The sequence below is a fragment of the Anaeromyxobacter sp. SG17 genome (assembly GCF_022690695.1).
GTDB classification, from domain to species: Bacteria; Myxococcota; Myxococcia; order Myxococcales; family Anaeromyxobacteraceae; genus Anaeromyxobacter; species Anaeromyxobacter soli.
In genome coordinates this window covers 19,364-41,930 of record NZ_JALCYX010000038.1, presented here as the reverse complement: position 1 = coordinate 41,930, position 22,567 = coordinate 19,364, and the positions used below count along the sequence as shown (strand labels likewise).

Sequence of the window (22,567 nt, the reverse complement as noted above, 5' to 3'; positions counted from 1 at the left end):
GGCGCGCCGGGACAGCCCGGCGCCCCCATGGCGGCCGCGCCTCGCGGCGCTCCCGGCCAGCCCTCCCAGCCGGCGAGGCCGCCGGTCGATCCGCGCACGCTGCGCCCCACCTCCACGCAGGCGGTCGTCATCTCGCGGCCGCTCGTGCCGGTGCGGCGCGTGACGCCGCCGACGGGCGCGCGCCAGCAGTTCCCCGCGGCGCCGGGCCCGCGCGCGCTCGGCGAGGTCCGCGAGCTCAAGGTCGTCCCCGGCTCGCTCGGGCGCGAGCGCGAGTTCATCGACGTCTCCCGCGACAAGCGCCGCGGCCGGACCCCGGGACGCCCGGTGTCCGAGGAGCAGGCGAAGAGCCTCTCCGGCAAGGAGCTGCTCCAGGCCGCCATCACCGACCGCGCGTACATCCCGATCCGCGGCAAGAAGAAGAAGCCTACGAAGAAGGGGGCGAAGACGCAGATCACCGAGCGCGCCGAGCACAAGAAGGTCATCCGGGTCGAGGAGTCCATCTCGGTCTCGGAGCTGTCCCAGGCCATGGGCGTGAAGGCGTCCGACCTCATCCGCAAGCTGATGCAGGGCGGCACCATGGCGACCATCAACCAGCAGATCGACGCGGACACCGCGGCGTTCCTCGCCTCGGAGTTCGGGTTCACCCTCGAGAAGAAGGGCTTCGAGGTCGAGGAGTACATCCCCGAGATCGAGGTGGACGAGTCGAAGCTCGTCATCCGCCCGCCGATCGTGACCGTCATGGGCCACGTCGACCACGGCAAGACCTCGCTCCTCGACGCCATCCGCCAGGCGGACGTCGCCGCGGGCGAGGCGGGCGGGATCACCCAGCACATCGGCGCCTACTCGGTGCAGACGCCGCAGGGGCCGATCACCTTCCTCGACACCCCCGGTCACGAGGCGTTCACGGCGATGCGCCAGCGCGGCGCGCAGGTCACCGACCTCGTCGTCCTCGTCGTGGCCGCGGACGACGGCGTGATGCCGCAGACCATCGAGTCGATCAAGGCCGCCAAGGCCGCCGGGGTGACGATCCTCGTCGCCATCAACAAGATCGACAAGCCGGGCGCGTCGCCCGAGCGCGTCATGCAGCAGCTCACCGAGTACGAGCTCGTGGCCGAGCAGTGGGGCGGCACGACCATCATGCTGCCCGTCTCCGCCCGCACGAAGCAGGGCATCCCGGAGCTGCTCGAGTACATCGCGCTGCAGTCCGAGGTGCTCGAGCTCAAGGCCAACCCGGAGAAGCTCGCCTCGGGCCGCGTCATCGAGGCGAAGCTCGAGAAGGGCCGCGGCCCGGTCGCGACCGTGCTCGTCGAGGAGGGCACCCTCCGCGTCGGCGACGCGCTCGTCACCGGCATCCACTACGGCCGCGTCCGCGCGATGATGAACGAGCGCGGCGAGCAGGTGAAGGAGGTCCCGCCGGGCTATCCGGTCGAGGTCCTCGGCCTCTCCGGCGTGCCGATCGCGGGCGACGAGTTCGACGTCGTCGAGGACGAGAAGGCGGCGAAGGAGGTCGCGACTCACCGCGCCGAGAAGCAGCGCCAGAAGGAGCTCGGCACGACCCGCAAGGCGACGCTCGAGGATCTCTTCGCCAAGGCGAAGACGAGCGGCGCGAAGGTCCTGAACGTCGTCATCAAGGCGGACGTGCAGGGCTCCTCCGAGGCCGTGTCGCAGGCGCTCCAGAAGGCCGCCACGAAGAAGGTCGGGGTGAAGGTCCTCGACGCCGGCGTGGGCGCGATCACCGAGTCCGACGTCCTCACGGCGGCGGCCGGCACCGGCATCATCGTCGGGTTCAACACCAAGCCCGAGACGAAGGTCGAGCAGATCGCCAGCCAGCAGGGCGTGAAGATCCTCCTCTTCGACATCATCTACGAGGCGGTGGACAAGATCCGCGAGGAGATGGCCAACCTCCTCGAGCCCATCATCCGCGAGAAGCCGCTCGGCAAGGCGGAGGTGCGGGCGGTCTTCAACATCCCGAAGATCGGCGCCATCGCCGGCTCGGCGGTGACGGAGGGCGTCATCAAGCGGGCGGCGCACGTGCGGGTGCTCCGCGATCGGAAGGTCGTCCACACCGGCAAGATCGGGTCCCTGAAGCGCCTCAAGGACGACGTGCGCGAGGTGCAGTCCGGCTTCGAGTGCGGCATCGGGGTCGAGGGCTTCGGAGACGTGAAGCCGGGCGACATCATCGAGGCGTACGAGCTGGAGGAGATCCGCCCGTCGCTGGATTAGCCCGGGACCTCGGCGCTCGCGGCGGACTGGCCCTCCGTGGCCGGTCCGCCGGCCGTGCCCGACGCAGAGGCCCGAGCCGAGGTCGGGCGCGCGAGGAGCGAGCAGCGCAGCCGTACTGCTTCCGTACGGCGAGCAGCACAGCGACGAGCCCGCCCGAGATCGGCCGGGATCCTGCGTCGGAGCTCACATGTTCGTCGGAGTGTTGAGGCTCACCCTGCACCTCCCCGCGCCGGGGTCGCTCAAGTCGAAGCGGCACCTGGTGCGGTCCGCCATCGACCGGGTGAAGGCGAAGTTCAACGTCTCGATCGCCGAGGTGGGCGAGAACGACCTCTGGCAGCGCAGCGTCATCGGCGTGACCGCCGTGGGGAACGACCACGGGTTCGTCAACGAGACGCTCGACAAGGTCGCCAACTTCGTCGCGTCGATGCACGGCGGCCAGATCCAGCTCACCGCGCGCGACCTCGAGATCGTCGCGTACGGCGATCACCTCGGCCAGGACGGCGGCCGGACGCTGGCCGACGTCGAGGCGGAGCGCGAGGCGGAGGACGAGCAGGACGAGGGCTGGGTCGGCGACGACGCCGAGGGCGGGGAAGAGGACGAGGACGAGGAGACCCGATGAGCACGCACAGCCGGCCCGCACGCGTCGCCGAGGAGTTCCGTCACGGGCTCGCGGACGTGATCGCGCGCGGCCTCAAGGACCCGCGCGTCACGGGGTTCATCACCGTGACCGGCGCGAAGATGTCGCCCGACCTCAGGGAGGTCACGGCCTACGTGTCGATCCACGCCGAGGAGACGGAGCGGGCCCGCACGCTGGAGGGGCTCCAGGCGGCCGCGCCGTACCTGCAGCGCGAGGTCTCGCGCGGCCTCCGGCTCCGGCACACGCCGCACCTCCGGTTCGTCTACGACGAGTCGGTCGCGCGCGGCGATCGCATCGAGCGGCTCCTCAAGGAAGCGCGGGACAAGGACTCGCAGCGCGAGCCGTGAGCCGCTCCGGCGTCCTCGTCGTCGACAAGCCGGCTGGGCCGACCAGCTTCGACGTCGTGCAGCGCGTGCGGCGGCTCCTGGGGGCGGCGCGGGCCGGGCACGCCGGCACGCTCGATCCGGCCGCCACCGGCGTCCTCGCGGTGTGCGTCGGGGACGCGGTGAAGCTCCAGCAGTACCTCGCCGACGCCGACAAGGCCTACGAGGCGACGGTCGCGTTCGGCGCCGCGACGGAGACGGAGGACGCGGAGGGGCGGGTGATCGAGACGGGCGATCCGTCCGGGCTCGACGCGGACCGGATCCGCGCGGCGCTCGCGCGCTTCGTCGGCGAGATCGAGCAGGTCCCGCCCATGTACTCCGCCGTCCGCGTCCGCGGCCGCCGGCTCCACGAGGCCGCCCGCGCGGGCGAGTCGGTCGAGCGGGTGCCGCGGCGGGTCCGGGTGGACGCGCTCGAGCTCCTCGCGCTCGACGCGCCGGGCGAGCCGGGCGAGCCGGAGACCCCGCCGGCCGAGGGCGGGCCCGGGCCGCGGGTCCGCCTCGCCCGCCTCGCCGTGCGCTGCGGGAAGGGCACCTACGTGCGGACGCTCGCGGCGGATCTGGGGAGGGCGCTCGGCGTGCCCGCCCACCTCGCCGCGCTCCGCCGCACCGAGGCGAGCGCCTTTCGCGTCGAGGAGGGGATCGCCCTCGCGGAGGCGGAGGCCCTCGGGCGCGACGCGCTCGCCTCGAGGATCATCCCCATGGGGGACGCGCTGCGGGTGGTCCCGCCGGTCGCCGTCGACTGGCACGAGGCGCGTGACCTCGTACACGGCCGCGCCCTGGAGCGCGACGCGCCCGCCCCGCTCGTCCGCGCCCTGGCGCCGGACGGGCGGCTCGTCGCCATCTGCTCGCTCGGGGAGCGGGGGCTCAGGCCTCAGCGCGTCTTCCTCGGCCCCGGGGACCTCGGCGCGGCCCGCGCCGAGGAACGTTGACTCGTCCGGGCGGATGGCTTAAGACCCCGCTTTCACACGAACGCCCACTGTGGCCCGAGGCGCGCGCCTTCGCCCTCGCTGCGGTGGAGCGAACCCACGAAAGGAAGTCCCTATGGCGCTGGTGCAGGAGCGGAAGCAGGAGCTGGTGACGAAGTACAAGCGGCACGAGAAGGACACCGGCTCGCCCGAGGTTCAGGTGGCCCTCCTCACGGAGCGGATCGCCTACCTCACCGAGCACTTCAAGACGCACAAGAAGGATCACCACAGCCGCCGCGGCCTGCTGAAGCTCGTCGGGCAGCGCCGGCGCCTGCTCGACTACCTCCGCACGATCGACCAGGGTCGCTACAAGACGCTGATCGAGCAGCTCGGCATTCGCAAGTAGGCAGTGGAACCGAAGCGCCTCGGCAATCTCGCCGGGGCGCTCGCGCTTTCCGGCGACGGAGGCGCGGAGCAGGGCAACGCGCCCGCACGGGCCGGGGCCGCGACGAGACCGCGAGGTCGCTTCCGTTTCCGACTGGGCCGCCTCTCCACGGAGGGGCGGCGGAGTGAGGAACAGAGGCACCTCCCGATCCCGGCGGCGGCAGCGGCGCGCGCGGGACAACGCGGCGACGGACGCCAGGCGTCCTCGCGCGCAAGGAAGGTGCACATGAATCCGATCCAGAAGACCGCCCGCGTGGGCGACCGCGAGATCCTGCTCGAGACGGGCAAGGTCGCGAAGCAGGCGCACGGCGCCGTGTGGGTCCGCATGGGCGACTCGATCGTGCTCGTCACGGTCGTCTCCGCCGCGGAGAAGAAGGAGGGCATCGACTTCTTCCCCCTCACCGTCGACTACCAGGAGAAGCTCTTCGCCGCGGGGCGCATCCCCGGCAGCTTCTTCCGCCGCGAAGGGCGCCTGACGGAGAAGGAGACCCTCACCTCCCGCGTCGTCGACCGCTCCTGCCGGCCCCTGTTCCCCGAGGGCTACGGCAACGAGACGCAGATCATCGCGACGGTCATCTCGTTCGACCAGGAGAACGACACCGACGTCCTCGCGCTCACCGGCGCGTCCGCGGCGCTGCAGGTCTCCGACGTCCCGTTCAACGGCCCCATCGCCGGCGTCCGCGTCGGCCGCGTCGCCGGCCAGCTCGTCGCGAACCCCACGCTCGCCCAGCGCGCCGAGGCGGACCTCGACATCCTCATGGCCGCCTCGCGCGACGCGATCGTGATGGTGGAGGGCGGTGCGAAGGAGGTCTCGGAGCAGGTGATGGTGGACGCGCTCCTCTTCGGCCAGGCGGCCGTGAAGGAGCTGCTCGAGGCGCAGGAGGCCCTCGCGAAGGCGGCCGGCGACAAGCCGAAGCGCGCGTTCGAGCCGCCGAAGAGCGACGCCGCGCTGAAGGAGAAGGTCAAGGCGCTCACCTGGGAGAAGGTGAAGGAGGCCTACGCGCGCGACGAGAAGCACGACCGCTACGGCCGGCTCTCCGAGATCAAGAAGGAGCTCCTCCAGGCCCTCAAGGACGAGGCGGCCGGCGACGCGCAGAAGCTCGCCGCCGTCACGACCCGCGAGAAGGAGATCAAGGGCTACTACGAGGACGTGAAGTACGAGTACATGCGGAAGATGATCACCGACGAGCGCCGTCGCATCGGCGGCCGCGGTGAGGCGGACATCCGCAAGATCTGGTCCGAGGTGGGGCTCCTCCCCCGCGTGCACGGCTCGGCGCTCTTCACGCGAGGTGAGACGCAGGCGCTCGTCGCGACCACCCTCGGCACCGCCGAGGACGAGCAGCGCGTGGAGATGCTCACCGGGATGCACTTCCGGAAGTTCATGCTGCACTACAACTTCCCGCCGTTCTCGGTCGGCGAGGCGAAGTTCCTGCGCGGCCCGGGCCGGCGCGAGATCGGTCACGGCGCCCTCGCCGAGCGCGCGCTGCGCCAGGTGATGCCGGCCGAGGACAAGTTCCCGTACACGGTCCGCATCGTCTCCGACATCATGGAGTCGAACGGCTCGTCCTCGATGGCCTCGGTCTGCGGCGGCTGCCTGTCGCTCATGGACGCGGGCGTGCCCATCAAGGCGCCGGTCGCCGGCATCGCGATGGGGCTCATCAAGGAGGGCGAGAAGATCGCCATCCTCTCGGACATCCTCGGCGACGAGGATCACCTCGGCGACATGGACTTCAAGGTCTGCGGCACCGCCGAGGGCATCACGTCGATCCAGATGGACATCAAGATCGGCGGCGTGACCCGCGAGATCCTCGAGCGCGCGCTGGCGCAGGCGGCCGACGGGCGCAAGCACATCCTCGGCGAGATGGCGAAGGCGCTCTCCAAGCCGCGCGAGTCGATCAGCGCCTACGCGCCGCGCATCACGACCATCAAGATCCGGCCGGAGCGCATCAAGGACATCATCGGCCCCGGCGGCAAGACCATCAAGGACATCACCGCCCGCACCGGCACCTCGATCAACATCGAGGACGACGGCTCGGTGTCGATCGCGAGCCCGAGCCAGGACAAGGTCGAGGCGGCGATCAAGATGATCCGCTCGCTCACGCAGGAGGCGGAGGTCGGCAAGACCTACCTCGGCACGGTCCGCAAGATCGCCGAGTTCGGCGCCTTCGTGGAGCTGTTCCCGGGCACCGACGGCCTCATCCACATCTCCGAGCTCTCGGACAAGCGGGTGAAGAGCGTCTCCGACGTCCTCTCCGAGGGCGAGGAGGTGCTCGTGAAGGTCATCTCCGTCGACCGGGCGGGGAAGATCCGGCTCTCGCGCAAGGAGGCGCTCGCGGAGGCCGCCGGCAAGAAGCCCGAGGGCGCCGCCGAGACCAAGGGCGAGCCCGCCAAGTAGGGCGTGACGTACCGCGCGCCGGGGCCCCTCGGGCCCCGCGCCCGCGGGGGAGAGGCCGATGCCGGTGACGGTGAAGGTGCGGCGCGTGGGCCAGCGCGGTCCGCCGCTCGAGCTGCCCCGCTACGAGACCGACGGCGCCGCGGGGCTCGACCTGCGCGCCGACGAGCCGGTCGCGCTCGCCCCCGGCGAGCGGCGGCTCGTCCCCACCGGCCTCGCCCTCGAGATCCCGCCCGGCCACGAGGGCCAGGTGCGCCCGCGCTCCGGGCTCGCCGTGCGCCACGGCGTGGGGATGGTGAACGCGCCGGGCACCATCGACTCCGACTATCGCGGCGAGGTGTGCGTCGTGCTCGTGAACCACGGGCAGGCGCCCGTCGCGTTCGCGCGCGGCGATCGCATCGCCCAGCTCGTCATCGCGCCCGTCGTCCGGGCCGAGCTCGTGGTGGCCGGGGAGCTCTCCGGCAGCGGGCGCGGCGACGGCGGCTTCGGCTCGACCGGCCAGTGATCCCGAGGTGACCCCATGATCCCGCGCTACACCCGGCCCGAGATGGGCCGCATCTGGACCTCCGAGCGGCGCTACCGCATCTGGCTCGACGTCGAGCTCGCCGCCTGCGAGGCGATGGTCCGCCTCGGCCAGGTCCCGCCCGAGGACTACGAGGCGCTGCGCCGCGCGTTCGAGGGCTTCGAGTTCACCGCGGCGGACGTGGCCCGCATCGAGGAGATCGAGCGGACCGTCAAGCACGACGTCATCGCCTTCCTCACCTTCGTCGAGGAGCGGGGCGGCCCCGCCGCGCGCCACCTGCACAAGGGGATGACCTCCTCCGACGTGCTCGACACGACGCTCGCGGTCCAGCTCCAGGAGGCGACCGGGCTCCTCCTCGCCGGCGTGGACCGGGTGATGGCGGCGGTGAAGCGGCGCGCCCACGAGCACGCGCGCACGCCGATGATGGGCCGCAGCCACGGCATCCACGCCGAGCCCGTCACCTTCGGCCTGAAGCTCGCCGGCTGGTACGACGCCTGGAGCCGCCGCCGCGAGGCGATCGCGCGCGCCGGCAGGACCGTGGCGGTGGGCAAGATCTCCGGCGCCGTCGGTACGTTCGCGAACGTCGATCCGCGCGTCGAGGCGTTCGTGATGGAGCGGCTCGGCCTCGCCGGCGGCGAGGGCGCGGCCACGCAGGTCGTGAACCGCGACCGCCACGCCGAGCTCTTCACCGCCCTCGCGGTGGCGGGCGGGACCCTCGAGCAGCACGCGACGGAGGTCCGCCACCTGCAGCGCACGGAGGTGCGCGAGGCGGAGGAGCCGTTCACGGCGGGCCAGAAGGGCTCGTCGGCGATGCCGCACAAGCGCAACCCCATCCTCTCCGAGAACCTCACCGGCATCGCGCGCCTGCTCCGCTCCTACGCGCTCGCCGCCCTCGAGGACGTCGCGCTCTGGCACGAGCGCGACATCAGCCACTCGTCCGTCGAGCGGGTGATCGCTCCCGACGCCACCATCGCCCTCGACTTCGCGCTGCACCGCTTCGCCGGGATGATCGAGAACCTGCGCGTGTACCCCGAGCGGATGAAGGAGAACCTGGAGCTCACGGGCGGCCTCTACGAGGCGCAGCGCGTGCTCCTCGCGCTCGTCGGCAAGGGCGTGGCGCGGCAGGAGGGCTACGTCTACGTCCAGCGCAACGCCATGAAGGTCTGGGAGGAGAAGGTCGACTTCCGGACCGCGCTGAAGCGGGATCCGGACGTGAAGCGGGTGCTCTCCGACGAGGAGATCGACGCGTGCTTCGCGCTCGAGTACCACCTGAAGCACGTGGACACGATCTTCCAGCGCGTGTTCGGCGCGCCGTAGCCCGCGGCGATGGTGCGGATCGAGCGGAGCGCCGGCGGGCTGGTCCTCGCGTCTCGCCTCGCGCGGCCGCGCGTGCTCGCCGTCCTCGCCGCCGCGTTCATCCTCGGCGCCGCCGGCCTGCGGGGCGCCGCCCCGCGGGCTGCCCTCGGGCTCGCGGCGGTCGCCGCGCTGGTGGTCCTGCTGGGCGGCCGCTCGGTGCGGGCGACCTTCGCGCGCGGGCGGGTGCGGGTGAGCGGCGCCCCGCCGCTGCGCCGGCAGGACCGCGGGCTCGCCGAGTTCACGGGCGTGCAGATCGAGACGGTCGGCGAGGCGCGCGCGCGCCGCGCGGAGCGGCTCGCGCACGGCTACCGGGAGCGCAGCGGCTCGGCCGCGCCCTCCTGGCTCGTGCCCGCGCCGGCTCCCGGCACGAACGACCACCTCCGCCGCCTCGTCCTCCTGGCGCGCGAGGGCGAGCCGCTGCCGGTGACGACCTGGCTCGCGCCCGAGGATGACCTCGAGCCAGCGCGCGCCGAGGTCGCCGCGCTGTTCATCTAGCGGGGGCTGCGCCCCCGCCCCGACGAGCAGAGCGCGTCGTGTGCAGCCGGCCACATGGGTGACACTCTAGCCCGGCGACATGGGTGACACTGTTCACCGGTCGGCCGAGCGGCGCACCGCGCGCTCCGGGTGGGCATCGACGGGTCGGCGCGCGCGCGCCGGGAACGCTCCGGGCGGAGCACTGCGGGTGGCAGAGCGGTGAGCGTCACCGGGGGGGGCGCAGGGGTTCGGAAGCCCGGAAGTGCCGAGCTGCGAGTCGACGGTCAGCCGCGTGCCCATGCGAACCGGCTCTCCGTTCTGCCCGGAGGTCCGGCCAGCTCCGTGGCGGCCGCGAATCACGACGCCCACATTCCGAGCTGCATGACGGGGCGCAGAGGCGCAACGTCAGCGCGCGCGGGCGGCGTCGGCCCGTCGCTCGCCTCGCGGCGGAAGCGATCCATGTGCTCGCGCCCGAAGGTGCTCTCTGCGTGAAGCAGGTTGTGAGCTCGGCAGGCGAGCCGAAGATTCTCGACCGTGGGCGGTCCCCCGAGGGCGGCGGGCTGGATGTGGTCGAGCTCGAGCTTCCAGCGGCTGTTGCAGCGGCAGCCGTCCGGGCCGACCCAGGCGCAGCGCCCCCCGTCGCGCTTCCACACGGCGCGGCGCACTATCGCCGGGATCGTGGACCTCGCCGCCGACGGCTTGACCGCGGCCATATTCGCCGCTGCCTCATTCGAGGCGGCCTGCTTCGCGCCCTTCGTCTTCCGCTCCGGCGCGACCGCGCCCTTCCGCTTGCCGTGCTTCTCGATGGCGCAGCGGATCGCCTCGCGGAGCACCGCCGCGAGGTCGCCGTCCGGGACCTTGTGCGACAGGAGCGACCGGAGCGTCTCGAGGTCCTCCTTGCAGGCACGGTCGAGGGTGACCCGGAGCGACCAGTGGGTCTCCGAGACGGCGAGGGTCTCGGCCCTTCGCTTCGGCTGCGCGAGGATCGGTGGGGTCGCTGGGAGCGGACCGGTGGTGGGTCCCGGATCGAGAGCCGGCTCCGCGGGGCCGTGCGCCGTCGCCATTTCGGCCCGCTCCGATCCCGAGAGGGGCAGCGCTGCGCTCGCCGCGGCGGGGGCGCGCTCGGCCAGCTTGCGGAGGCCTGCGCGCGGAGCGGTGCGCGCCTGGATGGAGGCGACGAGGTGCTCGACCTCTGCCCGGGTCCTGAAGGCTGCGCGAGCGAGGAGGTCGTCCACGTTCTCCTCGGTGAGCACCTGGCCGAGGAGCGCCACGGTGGAAAGGCAAAGGCGCCCATCGCGCAGCGGAGCCTCGAGGACCGGGAAGCGGCGCAGCACGCGCATGGCCTGGATGCGCCGGCCTGCGGCGCCCTCCCGCAGGTGGAGCGCCTCCAGGCAGTAGCTCCAGAGAGACGCATGGCCGGCCTCGACGAAGGCGCGGCGCTGATCGAACTCGTCGAGGTGCAGGAGGAAGTCGACCTGGACGTTCCGTTCCTCTCCGGCGAGCTCGCGCAGGCGGATCGCGAGCGCGTTCGATTCGAGAGAAGCGGGGGCGAGCGCAGACATGGGGGTGCACCTCCAGTACATCCTTCGTAGCACGCGATTTCCGGAGCTCCGGAGACGCTCCAGGTCCGCGTCTGGCCGCCGTTCTCCGGCGCTCCCTCGTCAATGCCCCAAGGCGACCGGCGCGTGCTTCACGCGCGAGAATCGTGCGCGAGAGCGGCCTTTCCGCGCCGCCCGTATGCCCGAGGGCGATCGAGGCGAGAAGGCGTCAATGGGAAATGTTTCACCCGCCGCATCTGGGACGTCTTGCCTCGTCGCGAGAAGAGCCGCGGCACCGGGCGGCACTACCGCTGGCGATAGTTGTCGCCCAAGGTGAATACGGTCGACCTCGAGCTGCGGAAACGCCTTCGAGAAGTCCGCGCGCACCTCGCGCGAAGTCACGCCGTCGCCGCGCCCGGTTCGACACGACGAGACGCTCGCCTGCTCCGCCGCCTTCCCGCGTTCATCGGGGTCGAGCACGAGCGCGTGCGCCGACCCCGTCGATGCTCCGAATCCGTCATGCGCACGGAAGCCGTGGTCGAAACACCCGCCGCTCGTCCGGCGAGTACCCGCACTTGTGACGAATGATGAGGGCTTCGCCCCTCCCGCGCTTCGCGCGGGGCCCCTCCCGCGAAGGGCCGTTCGACTGTGCGACCACCCTCCCGTGCTGCGGCTAGGCTCTGCGACCCCGCCCCGGCGCGCGCGGGCGTGCCACGACGCGGGCGGCGAGCTCCTCGAGGTGCGCGAGGCAGGCGTGCGGGGCGCGCTGAAGGATCATGTGCGGCGCGTCGACCTCGACCACCTCCGCGTCCGGGCGCAGCGAGAGGAGCTCCTCGCCGACGTCGGTGCGGATGAGCCGGTCGCGCCTCGGCGAGAGCACGAGGATGGGCGCGTCGACCTGCAGGAGCGCGTCGCGCACGTCGACGCGGAGCGCCTCCATCGCGCGGAGCGCCATCACCTCGGGCGCCGTGCTCCCCACCGCCGCCTGCACCTCGCGGACGAGCGCGTCGGGCGCGTCCCAGCCGGTCATGAAGTGGCGGACGAGGAGGGCAGGCATCGGCAGGCCGAAGAGCCGGGCGCCGACGAGCCCGCGGATCGGGTGGAGGAGCGGGTGGAGCGGCCGGTGCAGGAACGTCGCGGCGAGCACGAGGCCGGCGAGGCCGCGCGGCCGCTCGGCCGCGAGCCGGATCGCGATGGGACCGGAGAACGACTCCGCCACCAGCAGGAACCGGCCGGGCGGAAGGGTCGCGCGGAGGCGATCGACGAGCGCGTCGTAGCCGAGCGGCGCGTCGGGAGGGAAGGGGACCACCACCGGCGCGATGCGCCGCGGCGCGGCGGCGAGGAGGGGCGCGAAGAGCCGGCCGCTCCCGTCGATGCCCGGGAGGAGGAGGGCGGGCAGGACGGCGCGAGGGCGCCGCGCCTCGCTCGCCACGCGCGTCGTCCGGCCCCGGCTCAAGCGCGGCCGGCTAGCCGAGGTAGCCCTTCGCGCGGAGGTTGCGCTGGATCCGCTCCTCGACCGAGCCCACGTCCGACGCGAACGTCTGGCCGGTGAGCCGCTCGAAGACCTCGATGTACTTCCGCGCCAGCATCACCCGCACGTCGTCGGAGAGCGCCGGGGGCGTGCCGTGGCCGGAGAACCCGTGCTCCTTGATGAGCCACTGCCGGATGTTCTCCTTGTCGAGCATCTCCTGCTCGGCGCCCTTGGCGAAGCGATCCTCGTAGCCGTCGGCGACCCAGTAGCGCGAGCTGTCGGGCGTGTGGATCTCGTCGATGACGACGAGCTTCCCGTCGATGGTGCCCATCTCGTACTTGGTGTCCACGAGGATGAGGCCGCGGCTCCGCGCCCACTCCTGCCCGCGCTGGAAGAGCCGCTCCGCGACGGCGGTCGCCTCGCGCCAGAGGTCCTTCGAGACGAGGCCCTGCGCGAGGATCTCCTGCTCGCTGATGGGCTCGTCGTGCTTGCCGTACTCCGCCTTGGTGGAGGGCGTGATGATGGGCCGATCGAAGCGCTGGTCCTTGCGGAGCCCCTTCGGCCACTCGATCCCGTAGGCGCCCGCCTTGCCGGCCTGGTAGTCGCGCCAGAGCGAGCCCGTGATGTAGCCGCGGATCACGATCTCGATGGGCAGCGGCTTCGCCCGCTTCACGACCATGACGCTCGGGTCGGGCAGGTCGACGACGTGCGTCGGCGCGAGGTCCTTCACCTTCTCGAACCAGAAGGCGGTGAGGCGGGAGAGCACCTCGCCCTTGAACGGGATCGTGCCGAGCACGTGGTCGAACGCGGAGATGCGATCGGTCGTGACCATCACGATCTCGTCGCCGCGGGCGTAGTTGTCGCGCACCTTGCCGCGGTACAGCTCGCCGAGCGCGGGCAGGTCGATCTGGCGGAGGGTGTGGGGGAGCTGAGCGCGGAGCTTGTCGTCCGGGATCATGGGCGGGATGTTATACGTCGCGCCCTCACATGGAACCGGGAAAAGTACGGATCGTGCTTCACCGCCCGCAGAGCGCCGACAACATCGGCGCCGTCGCCCGGGCGATGAAGAACTTCGGCCTGTCGCGCCTCGCGATCGTGGCGCCGCCGTCCTGGGCGGGGCGTCCCCGCAGCGGGGGACCGGGCACCGCCCGGGAGGACGTCCTCGCGCGCGCCCGGCGCCTCGCGCGGCATGCGTCCGACGTCCTCGAGGCCGCCGAGGTCCACGCGGACCTGCGTGGCGCGCTCGGCCCCGCCTCCTGGACCTGCGGCACCACCTCGCGCGCGGTGGAGGGGCGCCCCTTCCTCGATCCCGCGGCCCTCGCCGCGGAGGTCGCCCGGCGGAGCGTCCAGGGTGAGGTCGCGGTCGTGTTCGGGCAGGAGCGGCGCGGGCTCTCCGACGCGGAGCTCGAGCTCTGCCAGGCGGTCTGCTCGATCCCGACCTCGCCGGCGTACGACTCGATGAACCTCGCGCAGTCCGTGGCGGTGCTCGCCTACGAGATCGGCCGGCCGCGGCAGGTTTCCACGCCGCAACCGGCCGCGGCGGAGCCCGCGCGGCACGCGACGCCAGCGCGGCACGCGACGATCGAGGCGCTGTGGGACCGCATGAGGGCGCTCCTCGGCGCCGCGGGCTACCTGAACCCGCAGAACCCGGAGCACATCCTCGCGGACCTTCGCCGCCTGCTCGCGCGCGCGGAGCCCACGCAGCGCGAGGTGGAGCTCCTCGTCGCGGCGGTTCGCGCGCTCGAGCGGACGTTGCGCGAGCGCGCGCGGTGAAGGAGCCGCCGGGCTAGGCCGAGGCGGCCGCGGCCTGGTTCTTCTTGCGGCTCTTCTTCCAGGCCTCGAAGTGCTCCTGGCAGAGCCCGTGCTCGACGACCTTCTTCTTGCAGTCGGGCTTCGAGCAGGTGTCGTAGCGTCCGGGCCGGCCCTCGAGCTCGCCGCGGCGGAACTGCTTGTAGTGGAAGAAGCAGAGGCCCTTCGCGCGGTAGGCGCGCTTGCAGCCCGCCACCGTGCAGGTCTTGGTGCCGCCGCCCTTCGCGCGAGGCGCGGCCTTCTTCGTCTTGGTCGTCTCGGCCATAGAGGGGCGCTAGATACCCGACCCGAGGTCGGATGGCAACTAGCGACCCTCGCCCGCGACGGCGGCCCGGGCCTGGGCGGCCTTCGCGCGCTCCTGCGCGGGGACCTCGGCGAGCGAGATCCGCAGCGAGCGCTCGGGCCCCTGGCCGCGGCGCGTCCTGACCTCGACCTCCCGGCCCACACCGGCCGTCGACACGTACCAGCGGAGCCTCGAGGGGGTGCGGACGTCGTGCCCCTGGAATCCGGTGATCACGTCGCCGACCTTCACGCCGGCGGCGGCGGCGGGCCCGCCGTTCGCGACCTCGGTCACCACCACGCCGCGGGTCTCGTCTCCGCGCGGGACCTCGCGGACCGCCACGCCGAGCCAGCTCCGCACCACGCGGCCGTGGTCGCGCAGCTGGCCGATGATCTCCTTCGCCATGTTGATGGGCACGGCGAAGCCGATCCCCTGGCCGGTCGCGTTCACCGCCGTGGCGATGCCGATCACCTCGCCGCGCAGGTTCAGCACCGGGCCGCCCGAGTTGCCCGGGTTGATCGACGCGTCGGTCTGGATGAAGTCGTACGTGCCGGGACGGCCGAGCGGCGCGATGTCGGTCCGGCCGGTGTGGCTCACGATCCCGAGCGTCACGGTGTGGTCGAGCCCGAAGGGGCTGCCGATCACGAGCACCCACTCGGCCACGGCGACGTGGTCGGAGTCGCCGAGCGGGACGAACGCCAGCGGCCGCTTCACCTCGATCTTGAGGAGCGCGACGTCGGACTCCGCGTCGACGCCGACCACGCGGGCGGGCACGCGGGGCGTGTCCGAGCCGAAGTCGACCTCGACCCCCTCGGCGCCCTCGACCACATGGGCGTTCGTGACGACCCAGCCGTCGCGGTGGATGACGAAGCCGGAGCCGATCCCCTTGCGCGGGCCCTCGTTCAGCTTCTCGAACAGGTCGCGGAGCTCCTCGTCGTTCGCACCCGGCGGCGGCGCCTGCGTGGTCACCACCCCGACCACCGCGGGGATCGCCGCCTCGGCCAGCCTGGAGAGATCCGGGAGCCCCTGCGCGGCCTGCGGCACCACCTGCGGAGCCTTCGCCTCGGTGTACAGGGGGCGTGCGGCGTCGCCCGGTCCCGCCGCCACCCACGCCGCCGCCACGAGCGCCGCCCAGGACATGACCACCTCACACCCGCGAAGCGCGGGCTCCCGAACAAGGTGGGGACCGCGCCGGAGGCGGCGCAAGGAGGCGAAGCTGGGGGTCGTCCGCGCGTCCGGCGCGCGCGCCGCGGCGCGGCCGCTAGGGGTGGGCCCGGAGCTCGTCCTGGAGGACGCGATCCAGCGCGCGCCGGTCGGCCTCGGTGTGAGCCTCGCTGGGCCGCGTGCGGGACGGTCCCTGCGCGACGCGAGCCTGCGAGCGGGCGGTCGGCCGGCGGTCGGCCGGCGGCTTCGAGCCGAAGTGGCCGGCGAGCTCGTCCCAGCCGCGCTCCACGAAGACCGGGAAGCTCCCGGCGCGGTCCCAGCGTGCCGCGAGCGTGCGGCCGCCGACGGGCACCCAGAGCCACAGCGCCGCGAGCACGGCGCCTGCGAGGACCAGCTTCGCGAGGAGGCGGAGCATGCGAACCGGGTAGCACGGGGGCCGCCGGCGAGCGAGTTTTGGGCGAGCACCCGTGGGGGCGGCTCGCGCGGAGCCCGGTCGATGGGGTCGCGTCACGACGCGCGCGCTGGCGCCGGCGCAGGCCGCCCGCGTGCGCCGCGGCGGCGACGGGATCGAGAGGTCCTTCGCCTCAGCGCAGGTAGGGGGCGAGCTCGGCGGCGTCGTCCACGAGCACGGTCGCGCCCGCCCCGGCGAGCTCCGCGCGCGACCCGAGCCCCCAGGTCACCGCGACGACGGCCACGCCCGCGGCGCGCGCGGTCGCGACGTCCACGCGGCTGTCGCCGACGAACACGGTGTCGGCGGGCGCGGCCCCGACCTCGGCCATGATCTCGAGGGTCCCGGTGGGATCCGGCTTCCGGGGCGCCTCGTCGCCCCCGACGATGGCGACGAAGCGATCGGCGACGCCGAGCCCGGCGAGGATCTTGCGAGCCATCGCGCCCGGCTTGTTCGTGTGGACCGCGAGCGCGCGCCCGGCCGCGGACAGCGCGGCGTCGAGCCCGGGATAGAGCCGCGTCCGTTCGAGGCAGTGCGCCTCGTAGTGCTCGCGCCAGAGGACGAGCGCCGGCTCGAGGAGCTCGTCGTGCGGGGCGATCGCGCGGGCGAGGAGCAGGCGCGCCCCCTCGCCCACGAACCCGCGGATCTCGTCGCTCCTGCGGGCCGGCAGGCCGAGCGCGGCGAGCGCGTGGTTCACCGAGGCCGCGAGGTCGTCGATCGAGTCGACGAGCGTGCCGTCGAGATCCAGGATCGCGAGGCGGGTCAACGCGTCCCCGCACCGCCGTCGAGGATGGTGAACTCCACGCGCCGGTTCTTCGCACGCCCGAGCGCGGTCTTGTTGGAGGCGACCGGGTGGTCCTCGCCGTAGCCCGTCGGCTCGAGCCGCTCGCGCGCGACGCCCTTGCCGGCGAGGTAGCGCGCCACGGTGCGGGCGCGCCGTTCGGAGAGGTCCTTGTTGTACGCGTTCGAGCCCACGTCGTCGGTGTGGCCCTCGACGCGGACGCGGCGGAGCTCCGGGTGCGCCGCGAGGATCCCGCCGATCGCGTCGAGCACGGGGAACGACTGCGACCGCAGGGTGTCGCGCCCGGTGTCGAACTGGATCGCGTCCTTGAGCGAGAGCCGCTCGGTCTCGATCTCGACGAGCGGCTCCTGCTCGCCCACGGGGCAGCCGTCACGCGTCGCCGGGCCGGGCACGGTGGGGCAGCGGTCCTCGCGGTCGGGGATCTCGTCGCCGTCGCGATCGGGGCAGCCGTCGAGCTCGGCCGGGCCCGGCTCCGCGGGGCAGGCGTCGCGCGCGTCGGGGACGCCGTCGCGATCGCGATCCGGCTCGCCGGCGTCGCCCGTCCGCGCCGTGTCGAGGGCGAAGCGGATCCCGCCGAAGACGCGCCACGACTCGCGCCCGTAGCCGGCTGCGCCGAGGCCGGTGCCCCCGCCGAGCTCCACGGCGACGCGATCGGAGAGGAAGGCGCGGAGCCCCGTGCGCGCGGAGAGCGGGGCGCGGTGGCGATCCGTCGAGAGGTCGTTGCCGCGCGGCCAGCCGCCGCCCACCTCGGCGATCGCGCGCCACTGCCGCGCGGCGCCGGGAGCGGTGAGGTCGTAGGACCCGCCGAGGGACCAGGTCGGCCCGTCGTTCACCACGAGCTGCGCCCACTGGCCGCGCTCGCGGAGGACGTAGCCGACCTGGGCGTCGAGCCGCGCGCGGCCGAAGGCGCGGGTGAGCACCACGCCGGGAACGGCCATCGGCCCCTCGCCCGTGAAGGCGGTGCGGTCGCCGGTGGGCGCGCGCAGGTCGAGGAGCGCGGCGACGCCGATCCCGAGCGGCGCGCTCGCCGCCTCGAGCAGGGCGAGCTTCGCGACGAGCCGGACGTCGCCGAGCGCGCTCCGCGCGATGGGGGCGACGAGCGGCCCGGTCACCCCGCGGTCCTGGAGCAGCGAGAGATCCGATCGCTGGTAGAGCGCGACGGGCAGATCGAGGCCGAGCTCGAGCCGACCGAGCGACGCGGCGGCGAGCAGGTGCGCGGAGAGGCGCGAGGCGAGGGCGTCCTCGCGCGCGTCGCCGAGCTGGAGCGCGAGCAGCCCGTCGGTCCAGTCGAGGAGGAGAGCGGCGCCGATCCGCCCGCGCGGCGCGGTCGCCGCGGTCTCGAGCGTGAAGCCGCCGTCGAGCGACAGCGCCGGGCGCGTGGGGTCCGGGTCGAACCCGCGGGCAGTGGGGTCGTCGGCCGGGGCCGCCGGGACGGCAGCGAGGAGCGCTGCGAGCGCCAGGACAGGTCGGACGGTGCGCATCCGGCGAGCTTAGGCGAACCGTGCGAGGAGGCAAGCCGACGTCCGCCCACATGCGCGCCCGCAGAGCGCACAGCGCCCCCGGACCTCGCTCGCTCCGGCGCGCGGCGTCGTCGCCTCAGGCGGCGGACGGCGCGCGCGCGGCGGCGGCCCGGCGGCGCAGGACCGCGACGAGCGCGTCGTGCACGGCGGGGTCGATCTGCGTCCCGCGAAGCTCGGCGAGGAGCGGGAGCGCGTCTCCCTCCGCGAGCCCGGACTGGTACGGACGGGTCGTCGTGCAGGCGTCCCAGGTGTCGGCGGCGTTCACGATGCGGGCGACGAGCGGGATCTCCTCGCCGCGCAGGCGGTCCGGGTAGCCGTCGCCGTCCCAGCGCTCGTGGTGTCCGCGGATGGCGGGCACGGCGCTGCGCAGGAACTCGACGCCGGCCACGATCTCGGCGCCGGTCACGGGGTGGACCTCCACGAGCGCGCGCTCCTCGGGCGTGAGCGGCGAGCGCTTCGCGAGGATCGCGTCGGGCACGCCGATCTTGCCGATGTCGTGCAGGATCCCGCCGTACACGAGGGCGGCGACCGTCTCCCGCGGCAGGCCCAGCTCGCGGCCGATCTCGGCGGCGAGCTCGGCCACGCGCTCGGAGTGACCGCGCGTGTAGGGGTCCTTCGCGTCGATGGCGGAGGCGAGGCTCCGCAGGGTGTCGAGGTAGCCCGCCTCGAGGTCGTGGATGAGCCGGCGGTTCTCGGCGTCGTAGCGCGCGAGCTCCCGCGACATGTGGTTGAAGCCGAGGGCGAGGTCGCCGATCTCGTTGTGCGCGCGGACCGCGACCTCGCGCCCGAAGCGGCCGCGCGCGATCTCGAGCGCGCCGCGGACGCACTCGGCGATGGGCCGGGTGACGCTCCGCGCGACGAGGGCCGAGAGCACGGCCGCGACCACGAGGGCGCCGGCGGACGTGGCGACGCTCGCGGCGTCGAGCTGTGCGTGACCGCGGGCGAGGAGCCCCACGACGAGGGAGGCGGGCGCGGCGGCCGCGCACGCGACGAGGAGCAGGAGGGTGCGCTGGAGCCTCATGCGGTGGCCGTGGCGCGGGCGAGCGCCCGCGCCAGGCTCCGGCGGGAGACGGGCTTCTCGAGCACCACGGCCACCAGGTCGGCCCCCTCGAGCCCGCGCGCGCTGCCGTCCGTCACGGCGGTGAGGAGCACGGCCGGCGCCGCCACGCCCGCGGCCCGCATGGCGCGGAGCGCGTCGAGGCCGGAGAGGCGCGGCATGAGGAGGTCGAGCACGAGCACGTCCGGGCGCTCGCGCGCGGAGAGCGCCACCGCCTCCACGCCGTCCGTCGCGGCGACCACCGCGTGGCCGAGCTCGGCGAGGAGATCGGAGACGAGCGCGCGGATGAGCCCGTCGTCGTCGGCGATGAGGACCTTCACGGGCGGGGGAGGATAGCACGGGCGGGCATCACGGCCCGAGGCCCACCCACACCGACCCGTCGTCGTACACCTCGCGCTTCCAGATCGGCACGTCCTGCTTCAGCCGCTCGATGCAGGCCTCGCAGGCGCGGAACGCCGGCGTGCGGTGCGCGGCGGCGCAGGCGATGACCACCGCCGCCTCTCCCGGCGCGAGGGCCCCCACGCGGTGCACGATGGCGACCTCGACGCCGTGCGCGCGCGCCACCTCGGCGCCGATCTCCGCGAGCTTCCGCTCCGCCATGGGCGCGTACGCCTCGTACTCGAGCCGGACCACCCGCTTGCCGTGCGACTCGCCGCGCACCGCGCCGGTGAACGTGACGACGCCGCCGCGGCCCGGGCCCGAGACGGCGTCCACCACCTCGGCGAGCGTGAGCGGCCGGTCCACCACCTGGAAGCGCGGCGCGCCGCCCGAGACGGGGGGCACGATGGCGACCTCCGCCCCGTCGCGCAGCGGCGCGTCGTCCGGGGCGAACTCCTGGTCCACCGCGATCCGGCAGCGCGGCAGGATGCGGGCGAGGGCCGGGTGGGCGGCCTCGAGCGCCCGGCGCAGCTCCGCGACGGAGGCGGGCGCACGCTCGAGCGTCTCGCGGGAGGCGCCGGCCGCCTCGCGGGCGCCGGCGAAGTAGAGGATCTGGATCGCCATCGGGTCTAACCTAAAGCACGGTTCGCGGTCCGCGATCACCTTCGAGGCCGCGCGCCGCGCCGCCGGTCGGGGCCGCGCGCCGGCCGGCCGCCCCAGGCAAGACCCCGCGGTCCAGGGCCGCCCTCACCGGCCGAGGAGCCGCGCCAGGTCGCCGAAGACCGTCACGGCGATGATGAGGACGAGGAGCGCCACGAAGCCGGCGAGGTGGACGTAGCTCTCGACCTTCTCGTTCACGCGCCGCCGCGTGATCATCTCCCACGCCAGGAACACCAGCCGGCCGCCGTCGAGCGCGGGGAGGGGCAGGAGGTTCAGGATCGCGAGGACGATCGAGATGGTCCAGACGAGGGCGAGGAAGGGCTCGGCGCCCTGCCGCGCGCCGCGGACGAGCTCCTGCGCGATGCCGACCGGCCCGGAGAGCTCCGCGCGCTGCTTGCCGGAGAACATGCTCCCGAACGCGGCGAGCTGCGCGCCCGCGGCGGCGTTCGTCCGGCGGAGGCCCTCCACGAGCGCGCCCGCGGGGCCGCGCCGCACCGCGACCTGCGCCTGCGCGAACCCGACGCGGCCCACGCCCCCGTCGTCGCGCGGCGTGATGGGCAGCGAGCGCCGCTCGCCGCCGCGCTCGAGCTCGAGCACGATCGGCTCGCCGGGGTGGCGCTGCAGCTCGGCCACGAGCGCGCGGAACGAGTCGACCGGGGCGCCCGCGACGGAGAGGATACGGTCGCCGGGCTCGAGGCCCGCCACGGCCGCCGGCATGCCCGGCATGAGCGCGCCGACGCGCGGCGCCGGGTCGGGGGCGCGGAGGCCGATGGTCGCGAGGAGCGCCGCCGCGACGACCACCGCCGTGACGTAGTTCGCCGCGGGGCCGGCGACGATGACGAGGAAGCGCCGCCAGGCGGCCTGGTTCGCGTAGGCGGTGGGGTCGTCCGGCGCGACGTCGTCGCCGGGTGACATCCCGGCGATGCGCACGTACCCGCCGAGCGGCAGGGCGGAGATGGCGAACTCCGTCTCGCCACGCCGGAACGACGCCACGACCGGCCCGAAGCCGACGCTGAAGCGCTCGACGCGCATGCCCGATCGGCGCGCGGCGAAGAAGTGCCCGGCCTCGTGCAGGATGATGAGGAGCGACACCGCCAGGACCGCGGCGGCGATGGCGAGGACGGTGCTCACGATTCCGCTCCCTCGCCGAACTCGTCGGCCTCGAACACCTCGACCTCCGTCTCGGGCTCCTGCCACGCGCGCGCGGGGAGCCCGGCCTTGAGACAGCAGCGGGAGAGGAACGTCTCCGCGTCCCAGCCCTGCTCGAGCGCCACCTTGGGCAGGAGCGCGCCGCGATGCCAGCCTCGCCGGACGAGGACCCCGTGCGTGCCCACCTTCACGGCCCGCCGGTCGTCGAGCCGGTGGGGCGGGGTGAGGACGGACACCGCCACGCGCAGCTCGGCGATCTCGTCGGGGCGCAGGGGCGGGAAGCGCGGGTCCTCCTTCGCGGCGGAGACCGCCATGCGCGCGACCGTCGCGGCGAGCGAGCCCTCCGGGCGGAACGTGCCGACGCACCCGCGCAGCGCGTCGCCGACGTGGAGGGTGACGAACGCGCCGCGCGCCTCGGCGAGCGATCCCGAGTCGGGGAGCGCGGGGGCCGGGGCGACGCCGAGGTGGCCGAGGATCGAGCCGCGGGCGATGCCGAGGAGCGCCGCGCGCTCCGTGGGGGAGAGCTCGCTCATGGACGCCGCCGCGCGCCGGTGAGCAGGTAGGTGCGCGCGTCGCGCAGGATCTCCGCGTGGTCGAAGGCGAGCGGAGCGGGGAGCGCGTCCCAGGGGAAGGCGCGCGCCTCCTCCGCGTCGTCGGCGCCGGCGGGGTCGCCCGAGGCGCGCCCGAGGAACACCGCGCTCACCGTGTGGCGGCGCGGATCGCGGCGCGGGTCGGAGTAGACGTAGAGGAGCTCCTCGAGCCGGACCTCGAGCCCGGTCTCCTCGCGAGCCTCGCGGATCGCCGCCGCCTCGAGCGTCTCGCCCACGTCCACGAAGCCGCCGGGCAGCGCCCAGCCGGGCGGCGGGAACTTGCGGCGGACGAGGACGACACGATCGCCGGGGAGGAGGACGACCACGTCCACCGTCGGCGAGGGGCTCTGGTGCTCCGGCATGG

At 73.9% G+C, this 22,567-nt stretch carries 24 protein-coding genes; 10 read left to right on the top strand and 14 right to left on the bottom strand.

Features of this window, described 5'->3' with window-relative positions:
* The 9 genes from infB to MNY60_RS14585 form a co-directional block, all read left to right on the top strand.
* A partial coding sequence (gene infB, locus MNY60_RS14625) for a translation initiation factor IF-2 (RefSeq protein ID WP_242360937.1) occupies positions 1-2,223 on the top strand: 2,223 nt, incomplete at its 5' end.
* Positions 2,224-2,410: 187 nt separating this feature from the next.
* Positions 2,411-2,842 (top strand): DUF503 domain-containing protein, encoded by a 432-nt coding sequence (locus MNY60_RS14620; protein WP_242338957.1) that lies wholly within the window; start codon positions 2,411-2,413, stop codon positions 2,840-2,842.
* Complete coding sequence (gene rbfA, locus MNY60_RS14615) at positions 2,839-3,207, top strand: 30S ribosome-binding factor RbfA (protein WP_242338955.1); 369 nt, start codon at positions 2,839-2,841, stop codon at positions 3,205-3,207. Before MNY60_RS14620 ends, rbfA begins: the two co-directional genes overlap by 4 nt.
* On the top strand, positions 3,204-4,172 hold the full coding sequence (gene truB / locus MNY60_RS14610; protein ID WP_242338953.1) for a tRNA pseudouridine(55) synthase TruB: 969 nt from the start codon (positions 3,204-3,206) through the stop codon (positions 4,170-4,172). The genes rbfA and truB overlap by 4 nt, the downstream gene beginning before the upstream one ends.
* Positions 4,173-4,284: 112 nt before the next feature.
* On the top strand, positions 4,285-4,554 hold the full coding sequence (rpsO, locus tag MNY60_RS14605) for a 30S ribosomal protein S15 (protein ID WP_242338951.1): 270 nt from the start codon (positions 4,285-4,287) through the stop codon (positions 4,552-4,554).
* Positions 4,555-4,818: 264 nt separating this feature from the next.
* Positions 4,819-6,987, top strand: coding sequence for a polyribonucleotide nucleotidyltransferase (pnp, locus tag MNY60_RS14600; RefSeq protein ID WP_242338949.1), 2,169 nt, complete (start codon positions 4,819-4,821; stop codon positions 6,985-6,987).
* Between the two features lie 58 nt (positions 6,988-7,045).
* A complete protein-coding gene (dut, locus tag MNY60_RS14595; protein WP_242338947.1) occupies positions 7,046-7,489 on the top strand; it encodes a dUTP diphosphatase in 444 nt (147 codons plus the stop codon).
* 15 nt (positions 7,490-7,504) lie between these two features.
* Positions 7,505-8,824 carry an adenylosuccinate lyase gene (gene purB / locus MNY60_RS14590; protein WP_242338945.1) on the top strand — a complete coding sequence of 440 codons (1,320 nt, stop codon included), beginning with the start codon at positions 7,505-7,507 and terminating at the stop codon, positions 8,822-8,824.
* Between the two features lie 9 nt (positions 8,825-8,833).
* Complete coding sequence (locus tag MNY60_RS14585; protein ID WP_242338942.1) at positions 8,834-9,358, top strand: hypothetical protein; 525 nt, start codon at positions 8,834-8,836, stop codon at positions 9,356-9,358.
* Between the two features lie 335 nt (positions 9,359-9,693).
* On the opposite strand, the gene MNY60_RS14580 is transcribed toward MNY60_RS14585, so the two are convergent.
* The 3 genes from MNY60_RS14580 to MNY60_RS14570 form a co-directional block, all read right to left on the bottom strand.
* Positions 9,694-10,899 (bottom strand): HNH endonuclease, encoded by a 1,206-nt coding sequence (locus MNY60_RS14580; protein WP_242360935.1) that lies wholly within the window; start codon positions 10,897-10,899, stop codon positions 9,694-9,696.
* 649 nt (positions 10,900-11,548) lie between these two features.
* Positions 11,549-12,331 (bottom strand): alpha/beta fold hydrolase, encoded by a 783-nt coding sequence (locus MNY60_RS14575; protein ID WP_242355575.1) that lies wholly within the window; start codon positions 12,329-12,331, stop codon positions 11,549-11,551.
* A 10-nt stretch (positions 12,332-12,341) separates the two neighbouring features.
* Positions 12,342-13,304, bottom strand: a complete 963-nt coding sequence (locus tag MNY60_RS14570; RefSeq protein ID WP_242355573.1) for a phosphoribosylaminoimidazolesuccinocarboxamide synthase — start codon at positions 13,302-13,304, stop codon at positions 12,342-12,344.
* A 53-nt stretch (positions 13,305-13,357) separates the two neighbouring features.
* Here MNY60_RS14570 and MNY60_RS14565 point away from each other — a divergent pair, with 53 nt between their 5' ends.
* Positions 13,358-14,119, top strand: coding sequence for an RNA methyltransferase (locus MNY60_RS14565; RefSeq protein WP_242360933.1), 762 nt, complete (start codon positions 13,358-13,360; stop codon positions 14,117-14,119).
* A gap of 13 nt (positions 14,120-14,132) precedes the next feature.
* Here MNY60_RS14565 and MNY60_RS14560 read toward each other — a convergent pair whose 3' ends face one another.
* The 11 genes from MNY60_RS14560 to MNY60_RS14505 form a co-directional block, all read right to left on the bottom strand.
* Positions 14,133-14,420, bottom strand: coding sequence for a hypothetical protein (locus tag MNY60_RS14560; RefSeq protein ID WP_242355572.1), 288 nt, complete (start codon positions 14,418-14,420; stop codon positions 14,133-14,135).
* A 39-nt stretch (positions 14,421-14,459) separates the two neighbouring features.
* Complete coding sequence (locus MNY60_RS14555; RefSeq protein WP_242338930.1) at positions 14,460-15,575, bottom strand: S1C family serine protease; 1,116 nt, start codon at positions 15,573-15,575, stop codon at positions 14,460-14,462.
* A gap of 121 nt (positions 15,576-15,696) precedes the next feature.
* Positions 15,697-16,014, bottom strand: coding sequence for a hypothetical protein (locus MNY60_RS14550; protein ID WP_242338928.1), 318 nt, complete (start codon positions 16,012-16,014; stop codon positions 15,697-15,699).
* Between the two features lie 169 nt (positions 16,015-16,183).
* The gene (locus tag MNY60_RS14545) at positions 16,184-16,813 is read right to left on the bottom strand and encodes an HAD family hydrolase (RefSeq protein ID WP_242360931.1); all 630 of its coding nucleotides are present in this window, start codon (positions 16,811-16,813) and stop codon (positions 16,184-16,186) included.
* The gene (locus MNY60_RS23875) at positions 16,810-18,330 is read right to left on the bottom strand and encodes an OmpA family protein (protein ID WP_277957019.1); all 1,521 of its coding nucleotides are present in this window, start codon (positions 18,328-18,330) and stop codon (positions 16,810-16,812) included. Before MNY60_RS23875 ends, MNY60_RS14545 begins: the two co-directional genes overlap by 4 nt.
* Positions 18,331-18,445: 115 nt before the next feature.
* A complete protein-coding gene (locus MNY60_RS14530) occupies positions 18,446-19,390 on the bottom strand; it encodes an HD-GYP domain-containing protein (RefSeq protein WP_242338923.1) in 945 nt (314 codons plus the stop codon).
* Positions 19,387-19,746 (bottom strand): response regulator transcription factor, encoded by a 360-nt coding sequence (locus MNY60_RS14525; RefSeq protein ID WP_242338921.1) that lies wholly within the window; start codon positions 19,744-19,746, stop codon positions 19,387-19,389. Before MNY60_RS14525 ends, MNY60_RS14530 begins: the two co-directional genes overlap by 4 nt.
* Positions 19,747-19,774: 28 nt before the next feature.
* Positions 19,775-20,428: a molybdopterin converting factor subunit 1 gene (gene moaD / locus MNY60_RS14520; protein ID WP_242338919.1), complete on the bottom strand. Its 654-nt coding sequence runs from the start codon at positions 20,426-20,428 to the stop codon at positions 19,775-19,777.
* Between the two features lie 123 nt (positions 20,429-20,551).
* Positions 20,552-21,595, bottom strand: coding sequence for an RIP metalloprotease (locus tag MNY60_RS14515; RefSeq protein ID WP_242338917.1), 1,044 nt, complete (start codon positions 21,593-21,595; stop codon positions 20,552-20,554).
* Positions 21,592-22,146, bottom strand: a complete 555-nt coding sequence (gene amrA / locus MNY60_RS14510) for an AmmeMemoRadiSam system protein A (RefSeq protein WP_242338915.1) — start codon at positions 22,144-22,146, stop codon at positions 21,592-21,594. The genes MNY60_RS14515 and amrA overlap by 4 nt, the downstream gene beginning before the upstream one ends.
* Positions 22,143-22,565 carry an NUDIX hydrolase gene (locus MNY60_RS14505; protein WP_242338914.1) on the bottom strand — a complete coding sequence of 141 codons (423 nt, stop codon included), beginning with the start codon at positions 22,563-22,565 and terminating at the stop codon, positions 22,143-22,145. Before MNY60_RS14505 ends, amrA begins: the two co-directional genes overlap by 4 nt.
* Between the last annotated feature and the right edge of the window lie 2 nt (positions 22,566-22,567).